The sequence below is a fragment of the Streptococcus sp. 3705 genome, assembly GCF_013277145.1.
GTDB lineage: Bacteria > Bacillota > Bacilli > Lactobacillales > Streptococcaceae > Streptococcus.
The window spans coordinates 52,446-72,083 of the sequence record NZ_VMMJ01000010.1 but is presented as its reverse complement, the minus strand read 5'-3'; the positions used below and the strand labels follow the sequence as shown (position 1 = coordinate 72,083).

General features: G+C 36.2%; 24 protein-coding genes. 20 read left to right on the top strand and 4 right to left on the bottom strand.

What is annotated here, in order from left to right:
* Window positions 1-25 precede the first annotated feature (25 nt).
* From HT714_RS03035 to HT714_RS03020, 4 genes are all read right to left on the bottom strand, one after another.
* Window positions 26-1,000 (bottom strand): Abi family protein, encoded by a 975-nt coding sequence (locus HT714_RS03035; RefSeq protein WP_173224887.1) that lies wholly within the window; start codon window positions 998-1,000, stop codon window positions 26-28.
* Between the two features lie 199 nt (window positions 1,001-1,199).
* A complete protein-coding gene (locus tag HT714_RS03030) occupies window positions 1,200-1,868 on the bottom strand; it encodes a Fic family protein (protein WP_173224890.1) in 669 nt (222 codons plus the stop codon).
* A gap of 141 nt (window positions 1,869-2,009) precedes the next feature.
* Window positions 2,010-2,549: a hypothetical protein gene (locus tag HT714_RS03025; protein WP_173224893.1), complete on the bottom strand. Its 540-nt coding sequence runs from the start codon at window positions 2,547-2,549 to the stop codon at window positions 2,010-2,012.
* 133 nt (window positions 2,550-2,682) lie between these two features.
* Entirely contained in the window at window positions 2,683-3,321 is a 639-nt protein-coding gene (locus tag HT714_RS03020) for a helix-turn-helix transcriptional regulator (protein WP_173224896.1), read from the bottom strand.
* Between the two features lie 177 nt (window positions 3,322-3,498).
* On the opposite strand from HT714_RS03020, the gene HT714_RS03015 reads away from it, so the two are divergent.
* From HT714_RS03015 to HT714_RS02925, 20 genes are all read left to right on the top strand, one after another.
* Entirely contained in the window at window positions 3,499-3,687 is a 189-nt protein-coding gene (locus HT714_RS03015; RefSeq protein WP_061438568.1) for a DNA-binding protein, read from the top strand.
* A 232-nt stretch (window positions 3,688-3,919) separates the two neighbouring features.
* Entirely contained in the window at window positions 3,920-4,525 is a 606-nt protein-coding gene (locus HT714_RS03010) for a Rha family transcriptional regulator (RefSeq protein ID WP_173224900.1), read from the top strand.
* A gap of 11 nt (window positions 4,526-4,536) precedes the next feature.
* Window positions 4,537-4,797 (top strand): hypothetical protein, encoded by a 261-nt coding sequence (locus HT714_RS03005; protein WP_049539448.1) that lies wholly within the window; start codon window positions 4,537-4,539, stop codon window positions 4,795-4,797.
* Window positions 4,798-5,133: 336 nt separating this feature from the next.
* Window positions 5,134-5,334, top strand: a complete 201-nt coding sequence (locus HT714_RS09625; RefSeq protein WP_004261925.1) for a hypothetical protein — start codon at window positions 5,134-5,136, stop codon at window positions 5,332-5,334.
* 1 nt (window position 5,335) lies between these two features.
* A complete protein-coding gene (locus HT714_RS03000) occupies window positions 5,336-5,545 on the top strand; it encodes a hypothetical protein (protein WP_069288583.1) in 210 nt (69 codons plus the stop codon).
* A 1-nt stretch (window position 5,546) separates the two neighbouring features.
* Window positions 5,547-5,819, top strand: coding sequence for a hypothetical protein (locus HT714_RS02995; protein WP_069288584.1), 273 nt, complete (start codon window positions 5,547-5,549; stop codon window positions 5,817-5,819).
* Entirely contained in the window at window positions 5,806-6,696 is an 891-nt protein-coding gene (locus HT714_RS02990) for a conserved phage C-terminal domain-containing protein (protein ID WP_173224904.1), read from the top strand. The genes HT714_RS02995 and HT714_RS02990 overlap by 14 nt, the downstream gene beginning before the upstream one ends.
* An 11-nt stretch (window positions 6,697-6,707) precedes the next feature.
* Window positions 6,708-7,553, top strand: coding sequence for an ATP-binding protein (locus HT714_RS02985; protein WP_050252585.1), 846 nt, complete (start codon window positions 6,708-6,710; stop codon window positions 7,551-7,553).
* A 5-nt stretch (window positions 7,554-7,558) separates the two neighbouring features.
* Complete coding sequence (locus tag HT714_RS02980) at window positions 7,559-7,714, top strand: hypothetical protein (RefSeq protein WP_000344069.1); 156 nt, start codon at window positions 7,559-7,561, stop codon at window positions 7,712-7,714.
* Between the two features lie 89 nt (window positions 7,715-7,803).
* Window positions 7,804-7,998, top strand: coding sequence for a hypothetical protein (locus tag HT714_RS02975; RefSeq protein ID WP_042900408.1), 195 nt, complete (start codon window positions 7,804-7,806; stop codon window positions 7,996-7,998).
* An 84-nt stretch (window positions 7,999-8,082) separates the two neighbouring features.
* On the top strand, window positions 8,083-8,934 hold the full coding sequence (locus tag HT714_RS02970; RefSeq protein WP_173224907.1) for a phage major capsid protein: 852 nt from the start codon (window positions 8,083-8,085) through the stop codon (window positions 8,932-8,934).
* 10 nt (window positions 8,935-8,944) lie between these two features.
* A complete protein-coding gene (locus tag HT714_RS02965; protein ID WP_173224910.1) occupies window positions 8,945-9,496 on the top strand; it encodes a hypothetical protein in 552 nt (183 codons plus the stop codon).
* Window positions 9,497-9,878: 382 nt separating this feature from the next.
* The gene (locus HT714_RS02960) at window positions 9,879-10,289 is read left to right on the top strand and encodes a DUF722 domain-containing protein (protein ID WP_173224913.1); all 411 of its coding nucleotides are present in this window, start codon (window positions 9,879-9,881) and stop codon (window positions 10,287-10,289) included.
* A gap of 134 nt (window positions 10,290-10,423) precedes the next feature.
* Window positions 10,424-10,768, top strand: coding sequence for an HK97 gp10 family phage protein (locus tag HT714_RS02955; protein WP_173224916.1), 345 nt, complete (start codon window positions 10,424-10,426; stop codon window positions 10,766-10,768).
* Between the two features lie 479 nt (window positions 10,769-11,247).
* A complete protein-coding gene (locus HT714_RS02950; protein ID WP_024057371.1) occupies window positions 11,248-11,706 on the top strand; it encodes a CtsR family transcriptional regulator in 459 nt (152 codons plus the stop codon).
* A 1-nt stretch (window position 11,707) separates the two neighbouring features.
* Window positions 11,708-14,140 carry an ATP-dependent Clp protease ATP-binding subunit gene (locus tag HT714_RS02945; protein ID WP_173224919.1) on the top strand — a complete coding sequence of 811 codons (2,433 nt, stop codon included), beginning with the start codon at window positions 11,708-11,710 and terminating at the stop codon, window positions 14,138-14,140.
* Between the two features lie 495 nt (window positions 14,141-14,635).
* Entirely contained in the window at window positions 14,636-15,289 is a 654-nt protein-coding gene (rr06, locus tag HT714_RS02940; protein WP_049513297.1) for a two-component system response regulator RR06, read from the top strand.
* Window positions 15,286-16,629 carry a HAMP domain-containing sensor histidine kinase gene (locus HT714_RS02935; RefSeq protein WP_061438579.1) on the top strand — a complete coding sequence of 448 codons (1,344 nt, stop codon included), beginning with the start codon at window positions 15,286-15,288 and terminating at the stop codon, window positions 16,627-16,629. Before rr06 ends, HT714_RS02935 begins: the two co-directional genes overlap by 4 nt.
* A 167-nt stretch (window positions 16,630-16,796) precedes the next feature.
* The gene (locus tag HT714_RS02930; RefSeq protein ID WP_050252578.1) at window positions 16,797-17,324 is read left to right on the top strand and encodes an isoprenylcysteine carboxyl methyltransferase family protein; all 528 of its coding nucleotides are present in this window, start codon (window positions 16,797-16,799) and stop codon (window positions 17,322-17,324) included.
* Window positions 17,325-17,400: 76 nt separating this feature from the next.
* On the top strand, window positions 17,401-19,563 hold the full coding sequence (locus HT714_RS02925) for an RICH domain-containing protein (RefSeq protein WP_173224922.1): 2,163 nt from the start codon (window positions 17,401-17,403) through the stop codon (window positions 19,561-19,563).
* Window positions 19,564-19,638: the final 75 nt, after the last annotated feature.

Genomic DNA, 19,638 nt, shown 5'->3' with positions numbered 1-19,638 from the left:
AAAAGCCCATATATTGCAAGTAGTTCTATCTTAATGTGTCAGTGATATTATACCAATTATTCGGAAATCCAAGTGTGTCCAATACAATGCCGGCTTCAATGGAGTGCGCTTTTTTATTTAGAGCTTTGGTTCTTTTAATAATAGTGTTATGTAATTGAGCGTATTGTGTGGAAGCAAGTAGGCATTGCAAGGCAAGAAAAACATAATATACAGATTGTCTTGATGTATTGGCATTGTTATTGTAATAATGGAAATAAGCTAGTTGTGGAAGATTCTCACGACATTTATAATTGAAAAGCTTATTATTATGAGCAGTGATATTTCTAATTTCTAGTATATTTTTAATAATACTTTCTAAAGCCTTTCCACTTAAAAGGTCTTTACTAGGTCTATTTTGGATGTATTCAATATTTTCTTGTAAGAATGGTGATAAATCTCTAGCTATTTGATTTTTTATATCAGTGTTTAGATTTCTATAAAAGTTAAATGCTTGTCCTAATGTAAGTTCATTGATGATAACCCAGAAAGGAACAACGCCATGTTGTTTATAGTGGTGTTTTATAGAATTGTTTTGCTTATCCCTATTATAATCATTGAGTATTCTAGCTAATATACTGATTAAGTTTGTAATTTGTGCGAGCCTTTTTGCATCTTTTTGTGTTTCAAAATTATTAATATCTAGATAAGAGTATGGCTTTGGATATGATTCTGAAAAACGATATGCCAGTACGGATTTAAAGTGTTTTTCTGCATCTATAATTGCTTTTAAAAAAGCTGATTTAATTTCTTTATCGTAAAAGTGTGTTGCAGCTATTTCTCTAAAGTCTGCACCAGTTATAAATTTATCTTTTGATGTTTGAAAAAATTTACTATATCCGTTGACGACGTTGTAATAGTTGTTAGTTAGAAGGTATCTTTTACATTCTACTATGTTATCTATTTCTAAACCTCTAGACTGGAGAAGTTTTATTTGTTCATCTAATGTTTGAAATGGTTTCATATATGTTCCTTATATACAAAAACACCACCTAGTAGAACTAGGCGGTGTTTCGCGTACTCTGCTCCCTTGGGAGCAGAAACTCTTCTCATTGCCTAATAATACTGTAATTTTTAGTTTTTGTCAATCTTTTTGGTTTGTTTTTTAAAAATTTTTGAGTATCGAAAAATCTCAACGCTGGGAAAGTTCGCCTTTTTTCGTCCTAAAACTGTCCTTTCCGTGTTGTTTCGTAGTCCAGTGATTCTTTGAAGAGGTCAGCTAGTCCAGTTACGTCTTGATTCGCGAGGAGTTCCATATAATGCGCCCTTGAGTCTTTTGAGATGATGATAGGAGCGTTTAGATACTTCATAGCTAGGTACATGAGTAAAAGGCGCCCTGTACGGCCGTTGCCGTCGCTAAATGGGTGAATCCGTTCAATCTGGATATGGGTATCTGCTAAAATCTCTAAGATTTCTTTTTCATTCTGAGCATGATCTAAGCGATAAGCGGTATTATCAGCCCATTGCGTCATCAGGTAGGGTGTTTCTGCTGGGCTAGCCGTTTGAAATTCAGCCCCGATAATAGCATTTTGAACTTGCTTAAATTGTCCGCGATCATGTTGCAGTCTATCCACTAATAAGGCGTGAAAATCTTGAACCAGCCCCACAGTAAGGGCTTGATGATTTGCCAATGAGTCCAAGAGATAAGAAAAGGCCTGTTTATGGTTTTCAATCTCATAAAACTCACGAATACTTTTGCCGTTGCGTGGCAAGGTGCTTTCTAAGATAATGCTGACGGTTTCGGGTAGGGAAATAGTGTTTCCTTCAATACCGCTAGAATGGTAGGCCATTCGTACCAGTATATCGTCCAGGTAGTCTTGAGCGTAGTTCATGTTTCTCCTTTCTATTTGTCAATTTTGCCGTTTTTTTTGCACTTTAGTCTGTAAAATCAGTTTTCTATTCTTCAATTTCCCCTGTTTTTGCACAATAGACCTTAGAAATAGGGGCGCTATTGGCGAATATGGGGGAGTTTTTTAATTTACGATGATTTCTCCAACAGGGATAAAATCTTTTTGTTTTGAAGATTTTGCGATTAAGTCGTATTGATCAGCGGATTTTTCATATCCAAGGGAAAGAGTAGTATTGTCGTCTGGTAATTTTTTAGCAAACTCAGATATAGACATCCGAAATACGGTAATTGCATTTTGCTGATTAGTTGTAGCAGAATTTGAATTGATTGCGTCCATAGTCTCTTTTGCGCTATCTTTAGCCGTTCCAGTTAGCAAAATCATGATTGTATCATGCGGTTCGGATGAGTCTGAATCGATTACGTTATTTTGAATTTTTACGCTTATTGCGCCAGTTGATTCAGGATCTAATTTTGACTTGATTTCAGAAATTAGATTGTCGTATTTACTGTTATCTACTTTGGCTTTTGTGTTTGTTGAAGTAGTGTTTTTTTGCTCCGTTTTTGCTTGTTCTGAGCTATCTTTAGTAGTTGATTGATCGTTAGAGCAAGCTACTAGAACGGTAGCAGAAAGTAAAATAGCTGATGTGCTTAGTAATTTTTTCATAAGTAGTCTCCTATATGCTGGTGTTTTTCTGATAAAAGATTTAGTGGGCTATCCCATCTTTTTTACAATAGACCTATGGGATAGAGTATTTATTGGCGGATATGGAGCTTATATAGTGATTAGCGATTTTATATTAGTCATCATAATCTTTATGAAGAACAGGATTATCGGCTAATGAGGAAATTATTGTACTAATAGCTTCCCTTTCTTTCTTGTCTAGTGTTAAAAAATCAATAATAGTAATTTTAGTCTTATCAGGAAAGGTCATTAGACCTGCAAGAAATCTTCCGATATTTGAATCAGCATAGTCTTGCATTCCTTTTAACATAAGATCTTTTTTTTCTTGACTCCAATTTTTAAATTCTTCTTTAGCACATCTTCTATGTCCATAATAGTCTGTGATTTCTCTAAGGTTTTCTATTACGGTATCCCTTACTTTTTCACCACGAGTTAGCGCCAACAAACCATATCCTGCGAAATCTACTGGGGATTCCATGTTATCACTATATTTCTCTAGAGTAGAGGTTAGGTAGGTTGTTCTTCTTTCGTCTTCCCCTAAAAGATATCCAACATTTACCCCGAAATATTCTGCAAGTAGTAGAGCAGGTTTTGATTTGATTTCATTATTTGGATTTTCCCAATTTTGATAAGTTCGTAAAGTAATATTCAAACCTAGTTCTTTTTTTATAATATCTTCGTAAAATTCTTTTTGGGAGAATCCTTTTTCTATTCTAAGTTTTTTTAGATTATTTTTAGGTGTTTGTTTTTCCATTAGTTATCCTCTTATACGTTTATCTAAAGTATAACATAGTAGAGAGAAAAAATAAAATCATAGACGAAAAAAAATTCATTTATCGCTTGACAACGAAAATAAATTCGTTTATAATTCAAAGTGTGATGAAAAAACTTTCGTCCAAATCAAGATTTTTTAGAAAGGAGTGAGTTGATAATGTTATTAACAATAGAACATGCAAAAAAAGTTCGTCGAAAACGAGGGGAGCTTCAGCTTGGAAAAGTTCAGTTAGCCAAGAAACTAAAAATTACACCTCCTACTCTAGCAAAAATTGAAGCTGGCAACTACGATGCACCTAAGCGCATTTACGAAAGTGTGATAGAGTGGCTTTTAGAAGATTATTAGAAAGGAGCGAACCAATCGCAATACTACTCTACGTTTACAGATTTCTCATGTGGTGCTTTACCACTGGGGATTGATAAACGGATCTAGCTAAATTTTTACTAGACTACTTTGCTTGCTACCTATGGCAGTATCAAGGGTTTGTAGGGGGTGACTCCTTTCTCCCTAGAAAGTTCTTCCCCTTGGTACTGTTTTAGGTGGTAAGCATTGACAAAAATAAGAAAGGAGTGGACCGATGGAATTGGTTTACATGGACGGCAAGAAAGAGCCGTATACTACGAGCGAGATTATCGCTGAATGTGCTGAAGTACAGCACCATACTATTACACGCTTAGTCAGAGACAATAAAGCTGATTTTGAAGCGTTGGGAATACTTGGATTTAAAATCCATAAATTAGATAAGAGAGGGCAACCGAAAAAAATCTATCTTCTGAATGAACAACAAGCAACATTGCTGATCACTTACTTACGAAATACAGACCCCGTAAAAGAGTTTAAGAAGAACCTAGTCAAAGCCTTTTTTGAAATGCGTAATGAACTTTCTAAACGCTATCTTCAAAGAGAACTGGAAAAGCCAAAGCGTAAAAGCTTAACTGAAGCTATTCAAACATGGGAGAAAGCCCCCAAGCATGCCTATAGTACTCTTACAAACTTACTACTAAAGGGAGTGACAGGGAAGAATAAAGCGCAACTCATGAAGGAGCGAGAAAGTAAGAACGGCATTGATGGCTTGACAAGTGCAGAACTGACAAACTACCAACGTTTGGAAGATATGGCAATAGCTATGATTAACTTGAATAGGGGGTATTCAGAAATTAAGGAATTAATTTTTAAAGTATAGGAGTATAGAAAATGGAAAATGATTTTAAGACAGTTACAAATGCCAAGGGGTTAGAAATTCCTAAGTATCCCAAGGATTTTAAAAAGCTAGTTGAGAAAGACAGACAACTAGCCGAATATCTTTGTATGAACTACGAGAACTTGGACAGTGAAGACCTGGGCGCATTTCTTGAAACAGTAGAACAGGGAATCAGTTGGATTCTAGATCTTATCGAAAGTAAAGACTTGCTTTATAAACCAAAGTCAGGTAGTAATCATGCAAAAAGAAAATAAAAAAATCACTTGCTCAAATTTTGGCCAAGGCGAGCAAGCGACACAATTCAGAGTATAGAAATTTTTTCTATGCTTTGATTATAGCAAAAAATATCTATTTTATCAAATACCTAAAGAAAAACCGAAGAGCAGGCAAGCAATTAGAAAAGGTTTTGAAATCAAGCGCTGACAGGGTGATTCTAAGGCCTTGTTTAGCTGAAATGTGGGTGATTACCCACGAAACATCACTACAAGCGTTCGCCAACTTGGGGCAATCGCTCAGCGTTTGGAGTGGTGAAGTATACCATATAGAAAACAGGTAGGAAAAAGGACAAGGAAAGACTAATGGAGAAAAATATGACTCTAGACCTAGATAACATGACACGATCAGAATTTGATAAGCTAATGACTAAAATCAAGGATAGAAATCCGAACCTATTTCAGTTCATCATTGACTTTTTAGATGATAAAGTAACTCCAGAAGAGGTGTACGACTTTCTGAAGATGGAGCGAAGCTATCAAGTAAATTATATCAAGAATTACAAAGCGAGGGCATAGCATGAATGAACTAGATTTAAGCAATACACAGGCGATTATTTTTACCGTGATTTTGATTGGCTTTCTCATTTACCTGAACCATCGAGACCGCAAAAAAAGCGCCCAAATCGAGCGAGAAAGTACACAGACGATAGAAACAACTAGCGAGGATTTAAGCCCTGATTATGGGCGATATATTCAGCTTGCAGGGGTTAAGCCATGGGGGTACTAAGATGTTTGAAAAAATGATTGAAGATTTAAAGTCTAAGATTTTGGAAGCAGTGGAACGATATTTAAGAAGCCATGAGAAAGCACCTCAAAAAAGATTAGATTTGATAAGCAAGGTGGAACTAAAGGAAGAACTGGGCATAGGAGATAAAACCTTGACAAAATGGGAAGGTGCAGGACTACCGCAGTATATACCGCCTATTGAAGATACTAGAAAAGCGTATTATAAAGTCTCAGATGTTTTAAAGTTTTTGGGGGTAGATGATGGCAAAGACTAAAGTATATTTTTGGTTAAAAATTGATAAGAAATTTTTTGATAACCTATTTATTAAGCGACTAAAAAGTATGCCTGGCGGCTACACTATGATAGTGATTTATATCCGTCTTATGTTAGAAAGTCTTGAAAGTGATTGTATTCTGTATTACGAAGGATACTTTGAAACCTTAAAAGAAGAACTGGCCTTGAAATTAGATGTTTCTGAGGATGATATATCTATGACTATAGCTTATTTTACGCAATGTGGCCTGATTCAGATTGATGAAGATAAAAATGCCGAGTTAACACAAGCAAAAGCTTTGGTACAACAAGAAACAAACCACGCTGCATATATGAGAAGCTACCGCAAAGAGCAACAAGAGAAAGAAAAAAATCTTACATTGTTATCTAATAATTTTACAACGTTATCTACATGTAAGACAGAGAAAGAGATAGATAAAGAGAAAGAGTTAGAGCAAGATTTAAAGTTAGATATAAATAAAGAATATATAGTCGAGGGAAACTCGCCTAATGAGCAAAGCTCATCTTTCACTTTTCCTACTTGGCTTGAAGAAACAGCTATAAAAGATTTAGAGAAAACAAAACATAAAGAACTTTGGATTCCTATTGTTTATCTGAATCAAGTAGCTAATAAGCGGTATAAGTTTGTTGATAAGACAAAAAGGCTTTTACTAGCACGATTCAAAGAAGGCTATACACTTGAAGATTTTAAACAGGTGATAGATATTAAAACGGCAGAATGGAAGGATAGTCCTGAATTTTCTAAATATCTGAGACCTGAAACACTTTTCGGATCTAAGTTTGACGGTTATTTGAATCAAAAGCCTAAAACCATAAAAGGGGAGTCTAGAGATAACTTCCCAGACCTACCATTTTAGGAGTTGCAAGGATGAAGGAACAATTTAAAGAATTTAATAACAGAAAAATATCAGATAAAGTTTGTGATATTCATCAGGTAAATTACTGGGAAATTTCTATACCTGTAGTAGGGGGTTCAGAAAGAAAAATACAACCATTTTGCCCGGAGTGTGTGAAGGGGGATATTAAACAAAAAGAGAAAGACCTATTACAGCGGTTTGATGATAGACAAACATATTTTAAAACTTATGATGTATTAATGCGTGATAGTACAATTCCTAAAGAGTTAAAGGGAGCGACATTTGATAATTTCTTTGTTAAGACTACAGAGGAAGGTCAGATGTTAGAGTTTGTAAAGGGTCAAGCCCAGAAATACCTTGCAGGTATGACGGGAAATACTTTAATCAGCGGTAGCACAGGAATAGGAAAAAGTCATTTATCGCTTGCCCTGGCCAAAGAAATCAATGAGAGTTTCAGAGAGAAGAACGATCCTAAGAGTGTCTTATTTGTCAGTTTAACCGAGATTATCAAGCAGATAAAAGAAGGATGGGCTTATGGAAGAAATGCAAACTTAACAGAGTATGAGGCAGTTAAAAAGCTAGTTGATGTTGATTTTCTAATCATCGATGACCTGGGGGCAAAAAATGGAACAATCACTCCTAAGAGCGATTGGGAACAGGATTTCTTGTTTGATATTATCAACAATCGAGAAACTACGATTTTCAACACGAACCTAGATAGTAGTGAACTGCGGACGGTATACAATGCTAGAAATTCAAGTAGAATTTTGAAAGGTTTAGAGGGGAACACTTTTAAGGCTTTCACAATCAAAGATAAGCGATATACGATTAACACAGTGAGAGGAGAGAAAGGTTAATAGATATGGATGAAATGAAATTTTCAACAGAAAAAGGCTTTATTGTCTACGAAAAATGTGGTATAATAGAGATAGAAAAAGTTCCAAGATTTGGAGAGATAACTTTAGTCTACTCAGATGGGAAATTTACTCATCTAGTCAAAAAAGAAACTAAAAAATAAGTCTATTGAGAACAACTCAGGGGCATACCGTAAGCATATGATGCTAGTGGTATGTCCCTTTTTGCTTGAGAAGAAAGGAGGTGAAGAAGATGACAGTAGATACATCCTTAGGGTATGTGGTAGCTAGTAAGTTTTCTATTGATCCAGAAAAAAGACAGAAAATATTTTCAAAATGTAAAAATGAAGATAGCAGTTTAGAAAGTGGGAACCATGAAATACTAGAAAAATATGCTAACGAAAACACAAAATCAACAGTTAGAAAAAATGATTTTAAAAGCTCGTAGAGTTCTAAAAGAAAAGCTAAGAGCTAAGAACTTTAGAAAAAATTATAAACAACGAGGAGCAATAAAGAGATAAAGGAGTATAAAATGGCTAAAAAATTTAGTTTGGTAGAAAAGTATGTAAGAAGTAGAGGAATGAGTATCGATGATAAAAATTTAAAAACAGGTTTAATATTATCACAAGATATAACAAGTATCTATGACGTTCCTGAAGAAGGAAAAGAACTAGTGGATCTTGTTAATGTTATTGAGTATACGGGTACTGGTGGAACATATGAAACTGTAGATTTTGACGATGAACATCTATCAGAACTTGAATCGGAAGAGTTTAGAGAAAGTAAAATTGTAGAACTTAGAAAAAAACAGATTAGAACTAAGTTCGAACACAAGACATTTTCAGGCCGTCTCCCCTTATCGTCTGAACAAGTTGATGATGGAGAATATAATATATTAGACTTCTTAAGTAACAAAATTACCCGTCTTTGTCGTAAAACACGTAATATTGAAATTGGAAAAATTCTAAAAGAAGCACCTGAAAAAAATGTTTCTAATTTTGACGAATTGAAAGACACCATAAACGATTTGAATCCTGAACGTCATAATACTCTTGTATTAAGTCAGTCGCTATTTAAGTTTTTAGATAAAGAGAAATCTAGTGATGGAAATTATATTTTAAAAATTAACAAGAAGGAACGATACTCAGAAAACTTATACGTTGATGATGTTATTGTTGTGTCTGATGAAGTACTAGGAGTAAAAGGCGATAAAGTTGCTTTCGTTGGGGATTTGTACAATTTCGCTACTTTATTTGAAAGAAATAAAAATAGCTTACGTTGGGTAAGTGAATCCGTTATTTATGGAATGAGTTTAATGCTTTATACTCGTTTCGTTGTGAAGAAAATTGAAACGGATTGCGCTTTCTTTATAAAATGGAATTAGGAGATAGGGGATGGATATTAGAGAAGTATTATCAACATTAGAAAATCTTGATGATAAAAAAGATAATATTGCAAAAGCAAGAACAAAGTTGGAAGAAAAAAGAAAAACAATTACTGGAGAGAAGAAGGTTTCATTTGATAATATTGATTCTTTTCTTGAGGATAATACTACTTCTTTAGGACAAATTGCTAAAATGAGTGAATCAATCAATCTTTTAGAGAAAGAGTATGATACTTATTTCTGGGAGGCAAAGGCAGCGATATTTGAATATATCTTTAAAGAGACTAAACGAAGAGCTGAAGAAAAGAAAATCTATAAACGTTACCAGAAGAAACTTAGAATAATTTTAGATGCCTACGATGAAATTCAAGTACTAAAGAAAGATGTAGAAGAAATACATAAAGGCGTAGTTGGAGAAATAACTCAGGAGCATTCTCTTGCAGTATATCGGACAGAAGTAAATCCAATAAGTATCCTTCCGTTCTTAAATCCTGATGTCAGTGGGCATATGAATTTTTCTAAGGAATATCGTGAGATTAAAGAGTATTTAGGTAAAGAGTAATTCATTAGAAACAAGGCTGATTTGAATATCAAGAAATTGATAGCTATATCAAAAATGGCCTTGTTTTTAATTTTAGTAAATTAGTTTCACAAAATGAAGAAAGCATAAACTAAAACAGAGTATAGGCTTGGAAGCCATGTATATCAGTAAGTTATAGAATGGGGTGAGTTTCACAGAATGTAAGATATGAGAAACTGAGGGGATAAATTAAAGAAATTTCCCTTGAACTTGTCATACTGAAGAGTTGTCAAACTTAAAACAATGATACCTGGTAAGTGGAGTGTTGGAAGGCTTTTAGCGCTTTTTGTCAGTTTGACAGAATTTACAATTTGACAAATTGCAAGATAAAAAAATTTTTAAATTTAAGTGGAGGTACTTGCCTATGTACGAGTTGAGTAACAGAGATCTGGACGGGATAGATATTGAGTTAGGACGATATAGAACGCTTGCTAATAAAATTTATTTGAGAAGACAGGAACTGATACATAATAAGAAACATAGCACTGAAGATTATACTGGTGGGAAAGGAAAGACAGTATCTAGTCCTACTGAAGCGACAATCATTAGAATTGAAGAAGACCAAACACTAAGATATTTAGAAGGCTTCAAACTAGTTGTAGATACCTTGATGGAAAACTTAATTGAAAGTGATCTAGTCATTTTTAAAATGAGATTTTTAGAAGCTGGTATGACCTGGGAAGACGTGGCAGAGAAACTAAATAAAACTACTCGTTATATAAATAGTCGAAGAAAAGTAATCGCTAAAAGATTTATAGAACTGAAAGGATATTGACACTCCCCCCACTTTGTAAAGCATTTTCGTTGATTTTAGGTACCGGGAGCGGTAACTTTTTCCAAGTCGGAAGCTGTCAACCAAAAAGGGGGTAAAAAGTTGATATTTAAAAAAATAGAAGGAGTTTTTAGAAAATGGATCTAGCAACACAATTAGCAAATATTCTAGAAGAATATTGTGAAGAGGTTAATGAGGAAGTTGATAAAATTGCGGAGCAAGTCGCTAAAGAAACAGTCCAAGAATTAAGGGAAACTAGCCCTAAAAGAACAGGTAAATATTCAAAAGGATGGCGTAAGAAAAGAGTGAGAAAAGGGGTTTGGGTTGTATATAGTTTTAAATACGGCTCTCTTACTCATTTACTTGAATTTGGACATATTAAACGAAATGGGGGGAGGACTAAAGCGTACCCTCATTTAAGACCTGCAGAACTGAATGCGATTCAAAAATTTACAGAAAGGATTCAGCATATTTCAAAGTAAACTATAATTTAATAGTGTTAAGCGTTTTAATTAAGTGAGCGAGCTAACACATCATTATTTAAGTTCTCAGATTTATCTGAGGGCTTTTTATCCTTGCTTCTCATCATGCTATTCATTCAATAGAATAAAAGTGAGAGGGGCTTTTGCATTATCCTATATACTTTTATCTTTATATTTTGCGTGATTTTGGCTATATATAAGTTGAGAGAATATGATACAATATTAGCAGGTAATAAAAAAGCACGTTTGACCGTGCTAGTTTCTTGCCTGCTGAACTCGTCAATATTTCGCCCTTTTTAGGGCTTTTTTTATGGACTTTTTTAGGAACTTTTAAGAAAAACTAAGGCGATTTAATGCCTAAATGTTTTTAAAGAAAGTCAGTATTTTCAAGGGCTGAGCCCTAAAAATTTGACTTATAGAGTGTTAAATGATAGTATAGTCAAAGATAGTCAAGGTTTAAAGAGAGAGGTGGGTTTGTAATGAGATTTAAAAATACATCGGATCATATTGAGGCCTACATCAAGGCGATTTTAGATCAATCTGGTATTGTGGAGTTGCAACGTAGTCAGTTGGCAGATACCTTTCAGGTTGTTCCCAGTCAGATTAACTATGTGATCAAGACACGCTTTACGGAAAGTAGAGGCTACTTGGTTGAAAGTAAGCGTGGTGGCGGAGGCTATATTCGTATAGGACGGATTGAGTTTTCTAGTCATCATGAAATGCTCCGCGATTTGCTTTACTCGATTGGTGAGCGGGTCAGTCAAGAAATTTATGAGGATATTCTACAGCTTTTGGTTGAGCAGGAATTGATGACCAAACAGGAGATGAATTTGCTAGTATCAGTAGCTTTGGATCGCGTTTTAGGAGAAGAAGCTCCAGTTGTTCGTGCTAATATGCTACGACAGGTCATACAAGAGGTAGATAGAAAAGGGAAGTAAGATGAACTATTCAAAAGCATTGAATGAATGTATCGAAAGTGCCTACATGGTGGCTGGCCATTTTGGAGCTCGTTACCTAGAGTCTTGGCACTTGTTGATTGCCATGTCCAATCACAGTTATAGTGTGGCAGGGGCAACTTTAAATGATTATCCATATGAGATGGACCGTTTAGAAGAAGTAGCTTTGGAACTGACTGAAACGGACTATAGCCAGGATGAAACCTTTACGGAATTGTCGTTCTCCCATCGTTTGCAGGTTCTTTTTGATGAAGCAGAGTATGTAGCGTCAGTGGTCCATGCTAAGGTGCTAGGGACAGAGCATGTCCTCTATGCGATTTTGCATGATGGCAATGCCTTGGCGACTCGTATTTTGGAGAGGGCTGGTTTTTCTTATGAAGACAAGAAAGATCAGGTCAAGATTGCTGCCCTTCGTCGAAATTTAGAAGAACGGGCAGGTTGGACTCGTGAAGACCTCAAGGCTTTACGTCAACGCCATCGTACTGTGGCTGACAAACAAAATTCTATGGCCAATATGATGGGCATGCCGCAGACTCCGAGTGGTGGTCTCGAGGACTATACGCATGATTTGACAGAGCAAGCGCGTTCTGGCAAGTTAGAACCAGTCATCGGTCGGGACAAGGAAATCTCGCGTATGATTCAAATCTTGAGCCGGAAGACCAAGAACAATCCTGTCTTGGTTGGGGATGCTGGTGTCGGGAAAACAGCCTTGGCGCTTGGGCTCGCTCAGCGTATTGCTAGTGGGGATGTGCCTGCGGAAATGGCCAAGATGCGCGTGTTAGAGCTTGATTTGATGAATGTCGTTGCAGGGACACGTTTCCGTGGTGACTTTGAAGAACGCATGAATAATATCATCAAGGATATTGAAGAAGATGGCCAAGTAATCCTCTTTATCGATGAACTTCATACCATCATGGGTTCTGGGAGCGGGATTGACTCAACTCTGGATGCGGCCAATATCTTGAAACCAGCCTTGGCGCGTGGAACTTTGAGAACGGTTGGTGCGACCACTCAGGAAGAATATCAAAAACACATTGAAAAAGACGCAGCTCTTTCTCGTCGTTTCGCCAAAGTGACGATTGAAGAGCCAAGTGTGGTCGACAGTATGGCCATTTTGAAAGGTTTGAAGGCGACTTATGAGAAACATCATCGTGTGCAAATCACAGATGAAGCGGTTGAAACAGCCGTCAAGATGGCACATCGTTACTTGACTAGTCGTCACTTGCCAGACTCTGCTATTGATCTCTTGGATGAGGCAGCAGCAACAGTGCAAAATAAGTCAAAGCATGTAAAAGCAGACGATTCTGGCTTGAGTTTAGCTGACAAGGCCTTGATGGATGGCAAGTGGAAACAGGCAGCCCAGCTAATCGCAACAGAAGAGGAAGTGCCTGTCTATAAAGAATTGGTGACAGAGGCTGATATTTTGACCACCTTGAGTCGCTTGTCAGGTATTCCAGTCCAAAAACTGACTCAAACGGATGCCAAGAAATACCTGAATCTGGAAGCTGAATTGCACAAACGTGTTATCGGGCAAGATCAAGCTGTTTCAAGCATTAGCCGTGCCATTCGCCGCAATCAGTCTGGTATTCGTAGTCACAAGCGTCCGATTGGTTCCTTTATGTTCCTAGGACCCACAGGTGTCGGTAAGACCGAATTGGCTAAGGCTCTGGCAGAAGTTCTTTTTGACGACGAATCAGCCCTTATCCGCTTTGATATGAGTGAGTATATGGAGAAATTTGCAGCCAGCCGTCTCAACGGAGCTCCTCCAGGCTATGTGGGTTACGAAGAAGGTGGGGAGTTGACAGAGAAGGTTCGCAACAAACCCTATTCCGTTCTCCTCTTTGATGAGGTAGAAAAGGCTCACCCAGACATCTTTAATGTTCTCTTGCAGGTCTTGGATGATGGTGTCCTGACTGATAGTAAGGGCCGCAAGGTCGACTTTTCAAATACCATTATCATCATGACGTCAAACCTTGGTGCGACAGCCCTTCGTGATGACAAGACTGTCGGATTTGGGGCTAAGGACATTCGTTTTGACCAGGAAAATATGGAAAAACGCATGTTTGAAGAACTGAAAAAAGCTTATAGACCTGAGTTTATCAACCGTATTGATGAAAAGGTGGTCTTCCATAGCCTGTCTAGCGACCATATGCAGGAAGTGGTGAAGATTATGGTCAAACCTTTAGTGGCAAGTTTGGCTGAAAAAGGCATTGACTTGAAATTACAAACTTCCGCACTGAAATTGTTGGCAAATCAAGGATATGACCCAGAGATGGGAGCTCGTCCACTTCGCAGAACCCTGCAAACAGAAGTGGAAGACAAGTTGGCAGAACTTCTTCTCAAGGGAGAATTAGAGGCAGGTAGCACACTTAAGATTGGTGTTAAAGCAGGCCAGTTAAAATTTGATATTGCATAAAAGAATAAAAGTATCAGCATCTGACCATAAGTCACAGTGGAGTGATACTTAATGAAAATCAAAGAGCAAANNTTTTGAGGTTGCAGATAGAGATGACGTGGTTTGAAGAGATTTTCGAAGAGTATGAAACTAAAACCTATAGCTTCTAAAGGATCCGTGGTTTTCACTATTCAACCCAAAATTCATATGTTTATTACCCTCCATCGTATTTGTCTTAGAGCATGTGTAGTAGAAAAAGAGCAGTCTTATCTGAAATTTTTATCCTTTCAAAAGAGACCTGTTTCTTTTTTGCCTGTCAAACCTGTTCTAGCTGGTATTTGAAAAATCAAACTAAGCTGCAAGATGAATGATTTTCTTGTATTTACGTTGTTGTTGACAACAAGTAGCGGATAAATGAAATCCATTCCATTATCATAGATGATAGGCTGGTAGGAAATTTTCAAATAACATACAGGAAATAGATGTGTGAAGTTCCGGTAGTAGAAAGGGAGAGAGATGAACATTTTAGTTGCAGATGACGAGGAAATGATTAGAGAAGGAATTGCAGCATTTCTGACAGAAGAGGGTTATCATGTCATTATGGCTAAGGATGGACAAGAGGCCTTGGAAAAATTTCAAGATCTCCCTATCCATCTCATGGTACTGGATTTAATGATGCCTAGGAAGAGTGGTTTTGAAGTGTTAAAAGAAATCAATCAAGAGCACGATATTCCTGTCATCGTCTTGAGTGCTCTGGGAGATGAAACTACTCAGTCACAGGTATTTGATCTCTATGCTGATGATCATGTGACAAAACCTTTTTCTTTGGTACTGCTTGCCAAGCGTATTAAAGCGCTTATCAGACGTTACTACGTCATAGAGGATCTTTGGCAATATCAGGATGTAACAGTGGATTTTACCTCTTACAAAGCACATTATAAAAATGAAGAAATTGATCTCAAACCAAAGGAATTATTGGTACTAAAGTGTTTGATTCAGCATAAAAATCAAGTTTTAAGTAGAGAGCAGATATTGGAAGAAATTTCAAAAGATGTAGCTGATTTACCTTGTGATAGGGTCGTTGACGTCTATATTCGTACTCTTCGCAAAAAATTAGCTTTAGATTGCATTGTGACTGTGAAAAATGTTGGGTATAAGATTAGCTTATGATAAAAAATCCTAAATTATTAACCAAGTCTTTTTTAAGAAGTTTTGCAATTCTAGGTGGTGTTGGTCTAGTCATTCATATAGCTATTTATTTGACCTTTCCTTTTTACTATATTCAATTGGAGGGGGAAAAGTTTAATGAGAGTGCAAGAGTGTTTACGGAGTATTTAAAGACTAAGACAGCTGATGAAATTCCAAGCTTACTCCAGTCTTATTCAAAGTCCTTGACCATATCTGCTCACCTTAAAAGAGATATCTTAGATAAGCGGCTCCCTCTTGTGCATGACTTAGATATTAAAGATGGAGAGCTATCAAATTATATCGTGATGTTAGATAAGCCTGTTAGTACAGCAGATGGTAAACAGGTAACGGTGCAGTTTGTGCAGGGAGTGGATATCTACAAAGAAGCAAAGAATATTTTGCTTTTGTATCTCCCCTATACATTTTTGGTTACAATTGCTTTTTCCTTTGTTTTTTCTTATTTTTATACGAAACGCTTGCTCAATCCTCTTTTTTACATTTCAGAAGTGACTAGTAAGATGCAAGATTTGGATGACAATATTCGTTTTGATGAAAGCAGAAAAGATGAAGTTGGTGAAGTTGGAAAGCAGATTAATGGTGTGTATGAGCACTTGTTGAAGGTTATTCATGAGTTGGAAAATCGCAATGAGCAAATTGTAAAATTGCAAAATCAAAAGGTTTCCTTTGTCCGTGGAGCATCGCATGAATTAAAGACACCTCTAGCTACTCTCAGGATTATCTTAGAAAATATGCAATACAATGTGGGGGATTATAAGGATCATCCTAAGTATCTTGAAAAGAGTATTGATAAAATCGATCAGATGAGTTTCTTGCTAGAGGAAGTGTTGGAATCTTCTAAATTTCAAGAATGGACAGAGTGCAGTGAGATTTTAATGGTAAATACCGTTTTGACAGATGTTTTGTCTCGATATCAGGAATTGGCATTTTCTAAAAATCTTGTGATTGATAATCAGTTGACTACTGATACAAAAGTAAGGATGAGCTTGAAGGCTTTGGATAAAGTCTTGACAAATCTTATCAGTAATGCTATCAAGTACTCAGATCAATCTGGCATTGTGACTATTTCTGAGCAAGATGGTTATCTGTCTATTAGGAATACGTGTGCTCCGTTGAATCAGGAAGAGTTAGAACATTTATTTGATATTTTTTACCATTCACAAATTGTAACAGACAGAGAAACAGGATCAGGGTTGGGTCTTTATATTGTTAAGAATATTTTAGAGAGTCATCGTATGTCCTATAGTTTCTTGCCTTATGAACAAGGGATGGAATTTAAAATCTGCTTGTTACCAGATAGTTAGCTTTAGTAAGACTCTTTTCTTACTTGAGGATAATTTAAGGAAGCATAGTTTGAATGGTAGTGATAGAGTAAATCAAAGAACGGAATCAGTTTTCGTTCTTTTTCTTTTTCAATTCATATTGGGTTAACATAGAGATGTTACAGTAGTGGTAAAGAAAGGGGATTGTGATGATAGCAATAATCATTATCTGTGTATTTTTAATTCGCTTGTTGTTCCTAAAGAAATCAATTGCAAATGAAAAACGGCTTCGTAGGGATGGTGGGCGAGAATTTGGCATTAAAAATACCAAACGTCTTACCTTGGTTCATATTGTTTTTTATCTGGCTTGTTTTATGGAAGCCCTAGTCTATCGACCGTCTTTCAATATGATGAGTGTTGTGGGTTTGGTGCTCCTGATATTTTCTATGTTGATGTTACTACTTGTTATTCATCTGCTTGGGGATATTTGGACAGTCAAGTTGATGTTAGCACCGAATCATAAGTTTGTGGATCATGTCTTATTTAGGACAGTAAAACATCCCAATTACTTTTTAAATATCCTTCCCGAGTTGATTGGCCTGACCTTGCTGAGTCATGCCTATATGACTTTTGTTTTAGTTTTTCCAGCTTATGCAGTTATTTTGTATCGACGAATAGCTGAAGAGGAAAAGTTATTACATGAAGTTATAATTCCAAATGGAAGCATAAAGAGATAAATACAAGATTCAATTCATATACAGTTCATATTGAAATGATATAGTAGTGTTAAGAAAAATATTGGAGGAAATAATTATGTTTGCATCAAAAAGTGAGAGAAAAGTACGTTATTCAATTCGTAAATTTAGTATTGGAGTAGCTAGTGTAGTAGTTGCTAGTCTGTTCTTAGGAGGAGTAGTCCATGCAGAAGGGGTTGGAGGTGGAAATAACCCCATGGTTACATCTAGTGGGCAAGATAAGCTGAAGGAATATAGACAGCAGTTGATAAAAGAGTTGGGAGAGACAGCTTTACCTGAAGATAAAAAAGCTGAGTACAGAAAGCAGATTGAACAGGAGATGAACTATTCAGTACTAGATGAGATAGCGAATAACTTTCATCAAGAAAGTTTGGAAATACGTAATAAAGAACATGATGAAGTAGTTAAAAAAGCTAGCGTTAGTTTGTCTAATTATATGACTAGTCTTCTAAATAAATTAGATAATTCTGCTTCTGGATTTGGAGATATTCTCCAGCAAGCTCAGGGAATTGTACGAGAGTACCAGGAGAAAATTGGTGGAGCTTCTGATAGAGAAAAAATAGAGAAACTGCAGCAAGAGGGGCAAACGAAGCTAGATAAGTTGGTAGAGGACTTTAAGAATAGTTTATCAAATAAACAAAGTGAACCATCAGGAAATTCTAATTCTTCTAATGGTAGAGGTGATACGACTAAGCCTGCGAATCAAGGATTAGATTCTGATTCACCTTCTGGAAAAGAACATAATAATCCAACTCCACCAAAAGTAGAAAATCAAGGAGGAAATATAGTTTCTACTGAAAAAACTACGGAGACAAATCTTAAAGAAGCTAAAGAAACAGCTAAAACAACTTTGGATAATTATATGCTTACTCGTTTAAAAAAGGAAAATGGAGGAGTTTTTTGGTTTACAGATCTTTTAAGAGAATCCAAAGAATCTGTAGAGAAGTATAAAAGGATGTTTGATGAGGCTTCGAGTAAAGAAAAAGTGGAAAACCTAGTGAAAGAAGCTGAACAGGAGATAGAAGCTCTAGTCGTTAAACATAAGGGACGAGAAATCGGCTTAGAGCGAAATAAGGCAAAGGAAGCGGTCACTAAACATCTAACAGGATTATTAGATGACATCAAGAAAAATTTAGAAAAAGAGCAACATATCAATACTGTAGAGCTAATTAAAAAGCTAAAAGATATTGAAAAAACGTATTTGCATAAATTAGATGAATCAACCCAAAAAGCCCAACTACAGGATCTGGTTACAGAAAGTCAATCAAAACTAGATGAAGCTTTGTCTAACTTTAAAAAGGGCTTATCTTCTTCGTCAAATTCAGAATCCTCCACTAAACCAGAAACTCCAGAAAAACTAGAGAAACCTACTCCAAGCAAACCTGTGGAAAAAGAGCAGAACCCATCAGGATCCACTGCAGGAAGTCACTCCGGTTCCACTAGCTCTTCAGGAAGTTCAAGTGCTTCCACTAAACCAAAATCTCCAGAAAAAGAGCAAGAAGTAAAACCATCTACCCCAAGTAAACCATCAGGAAACGAGACAAATTCTTCATCTCCTACCAGATCTAACAGTCTTTCTCCTACTCTCTCATCTCAACCGACATCTACTGTTCAAAAGGTATTTACAACTCAAAATGGGAATGCCAAGATTACTGTTATGTTTGAAACTGCTACAGAAGCAGACTCTGTCAACCTTAAAGAGGTAACAACAAAAGAAATGATTGATAATGTTACCCATCAAACAGGGCAAGGAACAGTGCGCATATTTGATATTTCCCTTTCAAAAGATGGAAAAGAAACCCATGTGAAGGGAGAGAGAGTAGTTCGTCTTGCAATTGGTAATATTGAGTCTGAGATTCAAGTTTACCATGTGAAGAAAAATGGAGAGTTGGAGTTGCTCCCATCAACAGTCGAAAATGGGCAAGTCGTTTTCAAAACGAGTCATTTCAGCTTATTTGCGATTAAAACACTTCCTAAAAAACAAATGGCTACTGAGCCAGAGGAAAATAGGGAAGGAAAAACTCAATCTGATGATAAGGAAATGGTTCTTCTTGCTGATAAAGCAAATCAAATGAGTGAAAATCGTTCAAATTCAGATAAAAAAGATAAGCAAGCACTCCCATCAACTGGAACAATGTCAACGTTGCTTATGGAATTCTTAGGTCTAATATCTCTAGTAGGTGTTTATCTATTAAAAGGAAAAAAGACGGAGAATGACTAATTTCATATAGACATTGATTGCTTATATAAATCCAAGAAAAACCCGTAAACTTTAAGATAGTTACGGGTTTTGGTC